The organism is Bradyrhizobium sp. USDA 4506, from assembly GCF_054058795.1.
Map to the genome: position 1 here is coordinate 5,843,875 of NZ_JBSSBM010000002.1, position 13,334 is coordinate 5,857,208.

Genomic DNA, 13,334 nt, shown 5'->3' on the forward strand with positions numbered 1-13,334 from the left:
CGCCCCTTCAGGCCGGCAGCCCTGCCTTGAGCAGGCCGGCCTCGTAGCGTGCCCGATCGGGCTCATACTTGTAGCGCTGGGTTGTCAGATGCGCGGCAACCGAGAAGGTCGGCTCGCGCTTCAGCACCTCGGCGGCGTGGGCAGAGGCCGCCACCGTGTTGCCCATCTGCGCGAAGGTCGCCGCGAGGAAGGCATGATGGGTGTGGTCGGGGCGCGTGATGCGCGAGAACGCCTCGACGGCGTCGGCGTATTTCTCGGCGCAATAGCAGGCCCGGCCGAGATGGCTCCAGAAGCGCTCCGGATGGAACGGATTGAGGCGCATCGCCCGCTTGATCCAGTCGATGCCCTCCTCGGGCCGCCCGAGCCAGGTCAGGAGCTCGCCCTGCTGCACGACCACGAGGTCGTAGTTCGGGTTCAGCGCGAGCGCGCGCTCCTGGTGGAAGGCCGCCTTGTCGTGGTCGTCGCGGTTAAGGTTCAGCGCGGCGAGGATCCGGTGCACGTCACTGTCATTGTCGTCGAGCTTGAGCGCGATCTCGAGCTCTGCGGCGACCTGCGCCATGGTCGCGTCGCGGTCGGTGCACCAGTTGTAGACCCAGGTCTGGCCGAGCACGCAGGCCCGCCAGGCGTGGGCATGGGCATAGTTTGGGTCAAGCACGATGGCCCGCTCGAGCAGGCGCTGCGCCTCCGCGTTGTCGTCCCGTGCCGAGCGATGATGCAGCACCTTGGCGGCAAGCACGCACTCGTAGGCCGCCATGTTGTCGGTCGGCTTGCGCTTGACGCGGTCATGCGCGGCAGCCTCGACGCGCCCCGGCAAGGTCGCCACGATCGCGCGCGTCATCTCGTCCTGGATCGCGAAGATGTCGGCAAGCTCGCGGTCGTAGCGTTCGGCCCAAACGTGCCGGTCGGCCACGGCGTCGATCAGCTGCACGGTGACGCGGATCCGGCCGCCCGCCTTCCGCACGCTGCCTTCCAGCACATAGTCGACGGCGAATTCCTTCGCGACGTCCTGCACCTTCACGGCCTTGCCCTTGTACACGAAGCTCGAGTTGCGCGAGATCACCAGCAGATCGTGGAAGCGCGACAGCTCGGTGATGATGTCCTCGGTGAGCCCGTCGGCGAAGAATTCCTGCTCGGGATCGCCGCTCATGTTGACGAGCGGCAGCACGGCGATGGAAGGCTTCTTGGCGACGACAGGGGCGGCCACCGCACTCGGGTGCTCCGGAACGGGCCTGGCACCGGATTCGAGATGAACGCGAAAAACCCGGATCGGGCGCGCGATGTTCTTGACGGTCTGGTCGCCGAGATCCTCGAAGCTCAGATCTTCCAGGCGATCGCCGACCTGATCGCGCACCGCGCCGGAAATGCAAATGCCGCCGGGCTCGGCCAGCGTCTCCAGACGGGACGCGACGTTGACGCCGTCGCCGAAGATATCGGCGCCGTCAACGATCACGTCGCCAAGATTGATGCCGATGCGAAACTGCATCCAGCGCGCCGGCGCGACGTCGGCGTTGCGCTTCGCCATCCGGCTCTGGACCTCAGCCGCGCACAGCACCGCATCGACGACGCTGTGGAATTCGACCAGCAGGCCGTCGCCGGTGGTCTTGATGATGCGGCCGCGATTCTTGGCGATGGCCGGATCGATCAGTTCGATGCGATGGGTTTTGAGGCGCGCAAGGGTGCCCGTCTCGTCAGCCTCCATCAGGCGGCTATAGCCGACCATGTCGGCGGCGAGGACCGCAGCGAGCCGGCGCTCTGGTCCTGGCACGTCCATCTGAACGATCTGCCCGGTTACCTCGCCAGCAGTGTAGCAAATCCCGGGATTTCACCCAAGCCTCGACAGGAGGTCTTCCAGCAGCTTTGACCTGAGCCTCTTTGGGGGGGCGCCTTGCAGAACGGCCCGGCAGGGTGGCCGCTGGCCGCCTCAGAGCATCCCCAAAGCCTGCATGTAGGTCTCCAGGATGGTCTCCTGCTCCTGGCGCTCGTTCGGATCCTGCTTGCGCAGACGGATGATGGCGCGCAGCGCCTTGACGTCGAAGCCGTTGCCCTTGCTCTCGGCATAGACGTCGCGGATGTCGTCCGAGATCGTCTTCTTCTCTTCTTCCAGCCGCTCGATGCGCTCGATGATGGACTTGAGCTGGTCCTTGGCAAATCGCGTTGCGGGCTCTTCCTTGACGGCGGCAGACGTGGTGGCCATCGCGCACTCCTGAACAGGCATTGAAATGTTACGCGAATACGCGCCTTGCGCACCGCTTGCTGCGGGCGACCCTCGATTTTGGCGCGCGTTCCGTCAAGGAAACATCGCGCTCATCCACAGCGCGCCCACAGGAGATGCGGACGTTCCACGCATAAACGTCATTCCGGGGCGATGCGACAGCATCGAACCCGGAATCTCGAGATTCCGGGTCTGGTGCTGGCGCACCAGCCCGGAATGACACCGTCGGTTTAATGCCCGCTTTGGGCTTTCTTCATCGCCGCGAGTTGCTCCGGCGTCGCGCCGCCCTGATACTTCGCCTTCCATTCCTCATACGGCATGCCGTAGACCGCCTCACGGCTCTCGTCCTTGCTCACGGCAAGGCCCTTGGCGTCGGCCTCTTCCTTCATCCAGTTGGACAGGCAGTTGCGGCAGAAGCCGGCGAGGTTCATCAGGTCGATGTTTTGCACATCGGTGCGGTTGCGCAGGTGACTGACGAGACGCCGGAAGACCGCGGCCTCGAGTTCCGTTCTGGTTTTGTCGTCAATGCTCATGATCGTGATCCCGTGTGTCGCGCTCACCATATTGATATCAGGTGGGAATTGTCACAGATTTTGCCATATCGGCGCGCAAAACGGACCGGTCCGGCCACCCCGGCCATGGTCCGACAGCGTCGCAGACGGGCGCCCGCCCGTTGACAGTGCCGGCCGGGCACGCGAAATCGTCCATGATTTGATATAGCTTCGCTGCATGAGCCCAACAGATTCCCTCGCCTCAGCTCCCCGCAATATCCGTCTGACGTTGGCCGGCCTCCTGCCGGTGCTGGCGCTGGTCGCGGCCTGCCTGTGGACGAGCCCGGCGGCGGCCGATTTCCGGCTCTGCAACAACACCTCGAGCCGCGTCGGCATCGCGCTCGGCTACAAGGACGCCGAGGGCTGGACCACCGAGGGCTGGTGGAACGTGTCGTCGCGCACCTGCGAGACCTTGCTGCGCGGCAACCTTGTGGCGCGCTACTACTACATCTACGCTCTCGACTATGATCGCGGCGGCGAATGGTCCGGCCAGGCCTTCATGTGCTCGCGCGACAAGGAATTCACCATCAAGGGCACCGAAAATTGCCTGGCGCGCGGGTTCGACCGCACCGGCTTCTTCGAGGTCGACACCGGCGAGCAGCGTGCATGGACCGTCCAGCTGACCGAAGCCAACGAACAACAGCCGCAGAAAGTACCGGGAATGCCGGGCGGCGTGGGTCCAGGAAGTCCCGGGGCGATGCCGGGCCTGCCCAACCCGCCGCCGGGCGCAGCGCCGCCGGGCGCGTCTGGTCTGCCGCCAGCCGCACCACCCGGAAACAAACCATGAGACGACTGCGTCGAATCAAGATCCTCGCAACGCTCGGCCCGGCCTCCTCAGACAGCGCGATGATCCGCAAGCTGTTCGAGGCGGGCGCCGACGTCTTCCGCATCAACATGAGCCATACCCCGCATGACAAGATGCGGGAGCTGGTCAAGACCATCCGCAATGTCGAATCGAGCTACGGCCGGCCGATCGGCATCCTGGTCGACCTGCAAGGGCCGAAGCTGCGGCTTGGCTCGTTCGCGGAAGGCTCGACCCAGCTCAAGAACGGCCAGAGCTTCATTCTGGATTCCGACAAGACGCCGGGCGACAACAGCCGCGTCCAGCTTCCGCATCCGGAGATCCTCGCGGCGCTCCGCCCGGGCCATGCGCTGTTGCTCGACGACGGCAAGGTGCGGCTGATCGCCGAGGAAACCTCGCCCGAGCGCGCGGTCACGCGCGTCGTGATCGGCGGCAAGATGTCGGACCGCAAGGGCGTCAGCCTGCCCGATACCGATCTGCCGGTGTCGGCGATGACCGCAAAGGACCGCGCCGACCTGGAAGCCGCGCTGCCGGAGGGGATCGACTGGGTCGCGCTGTCCTTCGTGCAGCGCGCCGAGGACGTGATCGAGGCCAAGAAGATGATCCGCGGCCGCGCCGCCGTGATGGCCAAGATCGAGAAGCCGCAGGCGATCGACCGCCTTGCCGACATCATCGAAGCGTCGGACGCGCTGATGGTGGCGCGCGGCGATCTCGGCGTCGAACTGCCGCTGGAACGGGTACCGAGCCTGCAGAAGCAGATGATCCGGATGGCGCGCCGCGCCGGCAGGCCGGTGGTGGTCGCAACCCAGATGCTGGAATCGATGATCCAGGCGCCGGTGCCGACGCGCGCCGAAGTCTCCGACGTCGCCACCGCCGTCTACGAAGGCGCCGACGCCATCATGCTGTCGGCGGAATCCGCCGCCGGCAAATTCCCGGTGGAGGCAGTCTCCACCATGAACCGCATCGGCGAGGAGGTCGAGCGCGACCCGACCTATCGCAACGTGATCAACGCGCAGCGCGTCGATCCCGAAGCGACGGTGGGTGACGCCATTGCCGACGCCGCGCGGCAGATCGCCGAGACGCTCGACCTGTCGGCGATCATCTGCTGGACGTCATCAGGCTCGACCGCGATCCGGGTGGCGCGCGAGCGGCCTAAGGTGCCGGTGGTCGCGATCACGCCGAACCTCGTCACCGGCCGCAAGCTGTCGGTGGTGTGGGGCGTCCATTGCGTGGTCGCCGAGGACGCCCACGATCTCGACGACATGGTCGACCGCGCCGGCTCGATTGCGTTCCGCGACGGTTTTGCCAAGGCCGGCCAGCGCGTCATCATCGTCGCCGGCGTGCCGCTCCGCGCCCCCGGCACCACCAACATGCTGCGTATCGCCTCGGTCGGCCCGAAGGGCGACGCGCAGCTCTAGATTCCTGTTTGGCGCGTTTTCTTCACGCGTACCGGTGCCTATTTCGCTCGAAAACGCTCTAACCCGCCGCGCCGCGATCAGCCCTGCAATGACGCGTCGAGCGTGATCTTGGTGTTGAGCAGCTTCGACACCGGACATCCGGCCTTCGCCTTGCCGGCCAGTTCCTGGAACGTCGCGTTGTCGGCGCCCGGGATCTTCGCCGACAGCGTCAGATGCACCGCGGTGATGGCGAAGCCGTCGGCAACCTTCTCCAGGGTCACATCGGCCTTGGTCTCCATATGCTCCGCCGTGAGCTTGGCTTCTCCCAGGATCAACGACAGCGCCATCGTGAAGCAGGCGGCATGCGCCGCGCCGATCAGCTCCTCCGGGTTCGAACCCGGTTTGCCCTCGAAACGGCTGGCGAAGCCGTAGGGGTAATCCGAGAGCGCGCCGCTCTTGGTCGAGATCGCGCCCTTGCCGTCCTTGATGCCGCCCTGCCATTTGGCCGAGCCATGGGTTGTCGTCATGGGTTGCTCCGTGAGGTTGGTTGAACCCAGCCCGCAAAACTACAACGCCAATGCGACAGAAGTGTTCTTCGCGCGCGTTGGCCTCATCCTGGACTCAGGCGCCGACCAGCGCCTTCGCCGGAGTCGTCGCCTGCACCACGAGGCCACGCGCGCGTGCGTCCATCACGCCGACCGCGCGCAGCGCAAGCAGCGTCACGGTCTGCACCGCGTCACGCAGCTTGATCGGATCGTCGAGATTGGCCGGCGCCAGCGGGCCGACCAGCGCTTCGTGCAGCGCGCCGAGCAAGGCGGTGGCGGCCAGCGCCGTGTCCTGCGCCGGCAGGTGTCCGGCGCGCACCGCGGCATCGATGCGCATGGCCAGCTCGCCGGAAATATCGCGGCGGCTGGCGAGGCGCGAGGCGGTGACGTCGACGTCGACCGGCTCGGCCAAAATGCCCCAGGCGAGCTTGCGCTGCGACAGCACGTGGACCGCGATCGTCGTCACCGCGGCGGCAAGCGCCGATGACGGCCCTGGCGCGGCATCGGCGGCACGCCGGATCGCCGTGAGCTCGTCGCGCGAGACTTCAGTGATCAATTCCGAGATCAGCTCGGCCTTCGACGGGAAATAGCGGTAGACTGTTCCGGCCGCGACATTGGCCCGCACCGCGACGGGTGCGATCTGGACCGCCGCCATGCCGCCCGCCGCCGCCGCGTCCCGCGCAGCCGACAGAATGGCGCTGCGCCGCGCGGCCAGCCGTTTCACGACCTGATGAGTTCGCCGGTAAACCATGGCGTTCCGTCCCCCCGCCGTGCGCCCCGGCCGGCGCCCACCGGCAGAACACACGAGTCTTCAACGTTTTGAGCGATTGATCCCGCAATCGCCTGAAGAAGTGAACAACTATTCAGACTGGTTGACAAGCTGGAATTGTAAGGATTTTTTGCAACCTCTGGTACCACCTCTGATTGAGCCGGCGGTGCTTCGGGCCTCTCCCCGACCGGTTCAGGGCCGCGATGGTAAATCGCCGGCTAAGGTGATCGCTCGAAATCGAGACATCTGATCTTGCGCACACTCGCGATATCGCCGCGGCATTTACCCGAATTTATCGGAAGCCGTGGTCGAGTGCGCGCCAGCATCACGCGTGGCGTTGGCTCTGGATGCCCCCGGCCGAAACAAGCAAGAAAGCGCATGTCACTCTCCATCACCAGCAGCGTGAGCAGCCGTAGCGCGGCGCGAGGACTGGTGCCGCTGTGCGCCGCCGTGGGCGCCTATCTGTTTTATCTCTCGGCCGGCGAAATCCTGCTGCGCGATTCCGACACGATGTGGCAGATCCGGGTCGGACAGTGGATCCTCGAACACGGCGCGATGCCGACATCGGACGTGTTCTCGTTCACCCGTTTCGGCGAGCCCTGGATCTCGAGCTCGTGGCTGTCGCAGGTGGTGTACGCGCTCGTATACGGCGGCGATTGGGCCGGGCCGGTGATCCTGTCGTCGATGGCGATCGGCGCGACGGTCGCAATCTTCCTGCATCTGTTGAGCCCGTATTTCGATCCGGCGCGCGCGCTTCTGATCGCGGCGCTGGCGCTGCTGTTGTCGACGATCCACTTCTTGGCGCGGCCGCATGTGTTGGCGCTGCCGGTGCTGCTGGCGTTCATCGGCGGCCTGCTCGTGGCCGCGGATCGCCGCGCCTCACCGTCATGGTGGCTGCTGCCGCTGATGACGCTGTGGGCCAATCTGCATGGCGGCTTCGTTCTCGGCCTGGCGCTGATCGGACCGATCGGACTGGAGGCGGTGTGGAACGCGGAGCCCGGCCGCCGCCGTCGGCTTGTCGTGCGATGGGGCCTGTTCGGCCTCGCCGCGCTGGCCGCGAGCTGCCTGACGCCCTATGGCTGGAACAGCCTGCTCGGCGCGACCAAGATCCTCAGCCTCGGCAAATTGCTGACGCTGATCGGGGAATGGAAGCCGGCGGATTTCAGCAAGCCGAGCTTCTTCGAAGCCACGCTGCTCGGCCTGATCGGCCTGATCTGCTATCGCAGGCTGACGCTGTCGGTGCCGCGGATCCTGCTGCTGCTCGGGCTGATCTGGATGGCGCTGAGCCATGTCCGCAACATCGAGGTGTTCGCATTCATCGCTCCGCTGGTGCTCGCCAAACCGATCGCCGAGCAATGGGGAACGGCGGGCGCCACCGCCGCCCGCTTCGGAGAAACGCGCTCATTCCCCGTCGTCACGATCCTGGCTGTGATCGCGATGGTGATCGGCGCGTGGGTGACGACGGCGATGTTCGTCGCGCAGCATCAGTTCAAATTCCTCCCGATGTTCTCGCCCGTTGCCGCGGTCGACGTGCTGCAGCAGCACAAGGCGCAACGCGTGTTCAGCACCGCGCCGTTCGGCGGCTACATGGTCAGCCGCGACATGAAGGTGTTCATCGACGGCCGCGCCGAGCTCTATGGCGAGCAATTCGTGCTCAACTATTACGATGCGCTCGATGCCCGCGACGTCGGCCGGCTGCTGGGCCTGCTCGACAAATACCGGATCGATGCCACGCTGCTGAGCTCGGACTCTCCCGCCGGCAACGCGCTGGATCATCTGAAGGGCTGGAAGCGGCTGTACAAGGACGACATCGCCGTGATCCATGTGCGCTCGGACGAGACGAAGACCGGCGCGGCGGCGGCGGGTCAGAGCACGAACTAACCGACGCCGCACAGGTCCAAAATCGCATCGTCGTCCCGTCATCCTGAGGTGCGAGCCTTGCGGCGCAATTGCGCAGCTGGGCGAGCCTCGAAGGATGAATCGGCCACCAGTCGGGCCGTCGATCCTTCGAGACGCCGCTGCGCGGCTCCTCAGGATGACGGGTTTGATCCCCGGCGCTCACAGTTCAAGCGCGATCAGCCCCACCCTCAATTCCCTGTCTGAAGCTCGCCGAAGCGATCCCAGGTCTTGCCGTTGAAGCGCATCAGTTGCATCTGATCGACCGGCACGTGGTCGGCCGGCGAGGTGTTGACCTTGATGCCCGGCAGCAGCATCGGCAATTCCAGGCCCTTGATCGCGAATGCCTGACGCAGGATGTTCTCGGTCGAGAGATCGTCGCCGCAGGCCTTGAGCACCGCCTCCAGCGCCATCGCGCTGTTGTAGGCGTTGACGTAATTGGTGTCGTACTGGTCGCCTTCCGGCACGTATCTGGTCATGAACTCGCGCCAGCCCTTCATGCCGGGATCGTCGCTCCATGCCGGGTCGTCCGGATCCTTCACATAGGCCGTGGAGATGATGCCGGTGCCGGCCTCGACGCCGGCAGGCTGCATCACGGTCGAGATCCACACCGCGGTGTTGGACAGGAAGGTCATCGGCCGCCAGCCGATCTCAAAGGCCTTGCGGATCGACTGCGCCGCGAATTTCGGCGTCGCCGCGATCACGAAGACGTCGGCATTGGTCGCCTTCAGCTTGACGATCTGGGAGTCGATCGTCGGGTCCGTGATCTCATAGGTCGCAACCGTGACCAGAGACTCATACTTCTCGCCGAGCACGTCCTTGAGGCCGGCGAGATAGTCGCGGCCGTAGTCGTCGTTCTGCGAGATGACGGCGAACCTTGCATTCGGATTCTTCGCCAGCGCATAGCGCGCATATAGCCGTGCCTCGTAGCGGAACGGCGCCTGCACGCCCATCGTCGCCTGCGGGAATTGCGTGACGTCGCCGAATTTCGAGGCGCCGGAGGCCAGGAACAGCTGCGGGATGTTCTTGCCCTGCAGGTACTTTGCGATCGCGGTGTTGTGCGCGGTGCCGATCGAGGAGAAGATCAGCGCGACCTCGTCGCTCTCGACGAGGCGGCGCGTCTGCTCCACCGTCTTCGGCGGCGCGTAGGAATCGTCCAGCGAGATGAAGTTGATCTTGCGGCCATTGATGCCGCCGCGATCGTTCAGCATCCTGAAATAGCCGGCTTCGCCCTTGCCGAGCGCGCCGAACGCCGACACCGGCCCGCTATAGGGCATGGTCTGGCCGATCCTGATTTCGGTTGATGTGACGCCGCGCATCTCGGCGGCGATGGAAGACGTGGGCAGCAGCAGGAACGAAATGGCGCCAAGCGCGCCGAATGCCTTGCGCATCGGCCTCCCCTCCCCTTTTTCTTGCCGCGCCATCAGACAACGCGGCCGTGCCGTTTACGGCTTGGCGGGAGGATGCCACGGCGCCGCAGCGGAGGCCACGGATATTCGAAAGGTGCGATTTCAGCGCTTGCCGCGGTCCCTGACCGGGATCACGAATTTCAGTCCCGACCAGACGTCATCGACCGCACAGACCTTGACGTCGACCAGGCCGTTCGCGAGCCCGGTCGCGCGGACCTGTCTCTCCGTAAGATCAGTCGCGACGCGCGAACTCTTCTTCGGCCACGACACCCAGATCATGCCGTCAGGGGCGATCGCCTGACGATAATGCCGCAGCTTGGCCGCAAGCCCCTCGGCCTTGGCGGCGAACAGGTGCACGACATCGAGCGGTGCCCGTGCGGTCTTCGCCACCAGCACATCGGCGGGCAATTCGCCGACAACGTCGCCGTAGGGAACGGACAACCCGTCGACAAAAATACAAAAGCCCGGCTTGAGGCCGAGCTTTTGCACAACTGGTCTGCCGGAAGTGCCGGCCATCGCGGGCGAGGCTTACGCCTGCGGCTGCGGCTCCATGCCGGTGTCCGGATCGGGACGCGGGCGCGGCTTGCCGGCTGGCGGCACGGCGGATGCGCGCGGCGTCGACGGCTCCAGCACCGACTCCCGGTTGGGCTTCTTGCCCTTCAAGAGGTCGATGATCTCGTCGCCGGTCAGCGTCTCGAACTCGAGCAGGCCCTTGGCGAGCGCCTCGAGATCCTCGCGCTTCTCGGTGAGGATCTTGGTCGCCTCGTTGTAGCCTTCCTCGACCAGACGCCTGATCTCGGAGTCGATTTTCTGGACGGTCGCCTCGGACGCATTCTGAGTGCGCGAGACCGACATGCCGAGGAACACCTCGTCCTGGTTCTCGCCGTAGGAGACGGTGCCGAGCTCTTCCGAGAGGCCCCAGCGCGTCACCATCATGCGGGCAAGGCGGGTCGCCTGCTCGATGTCGGAGGCGGCGCCCGAGGTCACCTTCTCGCGGCCGAAGATCAACTCTTCGGCGACGCGGCCACCCATCATGATGGCAAGGCGCGAAGTCATCTGCTCGAGCGACATCGACAGCTTGTCGCGCTCCGGCAGCTGCATCACCATGCCCAGCGCACGGCCGCGCGGAATGATGGTCGCCTTGTGGATCGGATCGGTCGCGACGACGTTGAGGCCGACGATGGCATGGCCGCCCTCGTGATAGGCCGTCAGCAACTTCTCTTCCTCGGTCATCACGAGCGACTTGCGCTCGGCGCCCATCATCACCTTGTCCTTGGCCTCTTCGAACTCGGCCTGCGTCACCATCCGCTTGTTGCGGCGGGCGGCGGTCAGCGCAGCCTCGTTGACGAGGTTCATCAGGTCGGCGCCCGAGAAGCCCGGGGTGCCGCGCGCGATGGTCTTGAGGTTGATATCCGGCGCCAGCGGCACCTTGCGAACGTGAACCTTGAGGATCTGCTCGCGGCCGACGACGTCCGGGTTCGGCACCACGACCTGGCGGTCGAAGCGGCCGGGACGCAGCAGCGCGGGATCGAGCACGTCGGGACGGTTGGTCGCCGCGATCAGGATCACGCCCTCATTGGCCTCGAAGCCGTCCATCTCGACCAGCAACTGGTTCAGCGTCTGCTCGCGCTCGTCATTGCCGCCGCCGAGGCCGGCGCCGCGATGACGGCCGACCGCGTCGATTTCGTCGATGAAGATGATGCAGGGCGCGTTCTTCTTGGCCTGCTCGAACATGTCGCGGACGCGGCTCGCGCCGACGCCGACGAACATCTCGACGAAGTCAGAACCGGAGATGGTGAAGAACGGCACGTTGGCTTCGCCCGCGACCGCGCGCGCGATCAGCGTCTTGCCGGTACCGGGAGGGCCGACCAGCAACACGCCGCGCGGAATCCGTCCGCCGAGCCGCTGGAATTTGCCGGGGTCGCGGAGGAATTCGACGATCTCCTGCAGGTCCTGCTTGGCCTCGTCGACACCAGCGACGTCCTCGAAGGTGACGCGGCCATGGGCCTCGGTCAGCATCTTGGCGCGCGACTTACCAAAGCCCATCGCCTTGCCGGCGCCGCCCTGCATCTGCCGCGACAGGAAGATCCACACGCCGATCAGCGCGATGAACGGCAACCAGGAGACGAGCAGCGAGACGAACCACGGCACGTTGTCGCCGGGCGCCTTCGCGGTGATCTGCACCTTGGCGTCAAAGAGGCGCTTCACGAGCGTCGGATCGCTCGGCGCGTAGGTCTGGAAGCTCGTGCCGTTGTTGAAGGTGCCGTGAATCTCCGGCCCCTGGATCACGACGTCGCGGACATGGCCCTGATCGACCTCAGTGAGAAGCTGCGAGAACGAGATGTCCGAGGACGACGAGCGCTGGCCAGGATTCTGGAAAAGCGTGAACAACGCCAGCAACAGCAGGACAATGATGACCCAGAGGGCGAAATTCCGCAGATTGGCGTTCATGGTCTTCCTTCGTGGTCGCGCGGATCGCGGCCTCTCTCTATCCTTGGGCAGGCTCTGTGGGAATCCCCAGGGAATCCATCCCGTCGATGGCATACAATTTAGGTGCCGCTGGGGTAGATGCCAAGGGAACCACGCACGACTATTTACCGCATCCTAGCGCGATTCCCGGTCAAAAAATGGCGCTGAATCCGGTGTTTTTCCGGGGTGGTTAAGCCTCTTTGCCCGATTATGACAGCGATTGAAACAATCGAACCCGGCTCAGCGGGAGCGCCCCCGGCGGGGCGGCGCCGGCCCGATCCTGATCCGGCCGGCGGCGATGCTGATGACCGCTCCGGCAAGGGTCTGTTTCAGCCTGGATTCGCGTTTTCCCAAAGTCCCATCCAAGGCCTCGTCCATCGCGGCGAGCAGGGTTTCGACCTTGCCGAGCTCGGCCGGGCCCTCATGTCCGACGCGGTCGATGGCGCGCTTGAGCAGACGGACGCGGATTTCCTCGGGCATTACTGCGAACAGCGCAGCATCGAAGCCCGCGCCGGAGTTATCCTCGCTCTTCAACGCAAGATAGTGCTCGGCGCCGTCGACCAGCACCTCCAGCGCGGCGTTGGCGCGCGCGATCCGCGCGGCAAGCCGCGCCAGGTTCCGCGCGTCGCCGCCCTCCTCCGCGAGCATCGGCATCAGCGCGCGCAGCCGCGGACGCGTGAAGGATCGATCGCGGTTGGTCGGATCGTCGGCAAAGCTGATGCGCGCCTTCTGCAGCGTTGCGATCAGCTGGGCCTTGGAGATGTCGAGCAGCGGCCGTGTCAGCAAGACGCCATCGCGCTCGGTCTCGCGCGCCATTGCCGAGAGGCCCGCAACGCCGCTGCCGCGCAGCATCCGCATCAACAGCGTCTCGGCCTGATCGTCACGGGTGTGCGCGGTCAAAATATGCGTGGCGCCATGCTTGCGTGCGGCCTGCGCGAGCAGTCGATAGCGGGCCGCGCGCGCCGCTGCCGGCACGCCGGTTCCAGGCTTTGGTCCAGTCCAACGCAACGTGTGATGCGGCAGCTCGAGACTTCGCGCCAGCCGCTTGACGTCGCGCGCCTCGCGAGCCGCTTCAGGACGCAGGCCGTGATCGACCGTGACCGCCACCAGCCGCGGTCCCTGCGCGAGCGCGCGGCGCCAGCGCGCGGCGAGCCACATCAGCGCGACTGAATCGGGACCGCCGGACACCGCAAGCAGGAGCGCCGGCGCGCCCGCAAGGCCTGCGAACAGGCGCTTGGCGTCCCTTGCCGGGATGGCGGATTGATCGTCGGGCATCGCAAAACC

General features: G+C 65.7%; 12 protein-coding genes. 3 read left to right on the top strand and 9 right to left on the bottom strand.

Features of this window, described 5'->3' with window-relative positions:
• Nucleotides 1–7: 7 nt before the first annotated feature.
• The 3 genes from ACVIHF_RS29825 to ACVIHF_RS29835 form a co-directional block, all read right to left on the bottom strand.
• Nucleotides 8–1,771, bottom strand: coding sequence for an adenylate/guanylate cyclase domain-containing protein (locus ACVIHF_RS29825; RefSeq protein WP_076828030.1), 1,764 nt, complete (start codon nt 1,769–1,771; stop codon nt 8–10).
• A 150-nt stretch (nt 1,772–1,921) separates the two neighbouring features.
• Complete coding sequence (locus tag ACVIHF_RS29830) at nt 1,922–2,194, bottom strand: DUF2312 domain-containing protein (protein WP_016841616.1); 273 nt, start codon at nt 2,192–2,194, stop codon at nt 1,922–1,924.
• 248 nt (nt 2,195–2,442) lie between these two features.
• Nucleotides 2,443–2,745, bottom strand: a complete 303-nt coding sequence (locus tag ACVIHF_RS29835) for a DUF1244 domain-containing protein (protein ID WP_456778904.1) — start codon at nt 2,743–2,745, stop codon at nt 2,443–2,445.
• A 196-nt stretch (nt 2,746–2,941) separates the two neighbouring features.
• Between ACVIHF_RS29835 and ACVIHF_RS29840 the strand changes: the two genes are divergently transcribed.
• Both ACVIHF_RS29840 and pyk read left to right on the top strand, forming a co-directional pair.
• Entirely contained in the window at nt 2,942–3,550 is a 609-nt protein-coding gene (locus tag ACVIHF_RS29840) for a DUF1036 domain-containing protein (RefSeq protein ID WP_038377731.1), read from the top strand.
• The gene (gene pyk / locus ACVIHF_RS29845) at nt 3,547–4,983 is read left to right on the top strand and encodes a pyruvate kinase (protein WP_225162447.1); all 1,437 of its coding nucleotides are present in this window, start codon (nt 3,547–3,549) and stop codon (nt 4,981–4,983) included. Before ACVIHF_RS29840 ends, pyk begins: the two co-directional genes overlap by 4 nt.
• Before the next feature lie 77 nt (nt 4,984–5,060).
• On the opposite strand, the gene ACVIHF_RS29850 is transcribed toward pyk, so the two are convergent.
• Nucleotides 5,061–5,489: an OsmC family protein gene (locus ACVIHF_RS29850; protein ID WP_016841620.1), complete on the bottom strand. Its 429-nt coding sequence runs from the start codon at nt 5,487–5,489 to the stop codon at nt 5,061–5,063.
• Between the two features lie 94 nt (nt 5,490–5,583).
• Complete coding sequence (locus ACVIHF_RS29855) at nt 5,584–6,258, bottom strand: TetR/AcrR family transcriptional regulator (RefSeq protein WP_026191806.1); 675 nt, start codon at nt 6,256–6,258, stop codon at nt 5,584–5,586.
• Between the two features lie 396 nt (nt 6,259–6,654).
• Here ACVIHF_RS29855 and ACVIHF_RS29860 point away from each other — a divergent pair, with 396 nt between their 5' ends.
• Nucleotides 6,655–8,157, top strand: coding sequence for a hypothetical protein (locus ACVIHF_RS29860; protein ID WP_456778902.1), 1,503 nt, complete (start codon nt 6,655–6,657; stop codon nt 8,155–8,157).
• 206 nt (nt 8,158–8,363) lie between these two features.
• Here the strand turns inward: ACVIHF_RS29860 and ACVIHF_RS29865 are convergent, their stop codons facing one another.
• From ACVIHF_RS29865 to tilS, 4 genes are all read right to left on the bottom strand, one after another.
• Nucleotides 8,364–9,563, bottom strand: coding sequence for an ABC transporter substrate-binding protein (locus ACVIHF_RS29865; protein WP_456778901.1), 1,200 nt, complete (start codon nt 9,561–9,563; stop codon nt 8,364–8,366).
• 120 nt (nt 9,564–9,683) lie between these two features.
• The gene (locus ACVIHF_RS29870) at nt 9,684–10,070 is read right to left on the bottom strand and encodes a DUF3052 domain-containing protein (protein ID WP_456778900.1); all 387 of its coding nucleotides are present in this window, start codon (nt 10,068–10,070) and stop codon (nt 9,684–9,686) included.
• Nucleotides 10,071–10,109: 39 nt separating this feature from the next.
• Nucleotides 10,110–12,032: an ATP-dependent zinc metalloprotease FtsH gene (gene ftsH / locus ACVIHF_RS29875; RefSeq protein WP_057018122.1), complete on the bottom strand. Its 1,923-nt coding sequence runs from the start codon at nt 12,030–12,032 to the stop codon at nt 10,110–10,112.
• A gap of 258 nt (nt 12,033–12,290) precedes the next feature.
• Complete coding sequence (tilS, locus tag ACVIHF_RS29880) at nt 12,291–13,325, bottom strand: tRNA lysidine(34) synthetase TilS (protein ID WP_456778899.1); 1,035 nt, start codon at nt 13,323–13,325, stop codon at nt 12,291–12,293.
• Between the last annotated feature and the right edge of the window lie 9 nt (nt 13,326–13,334).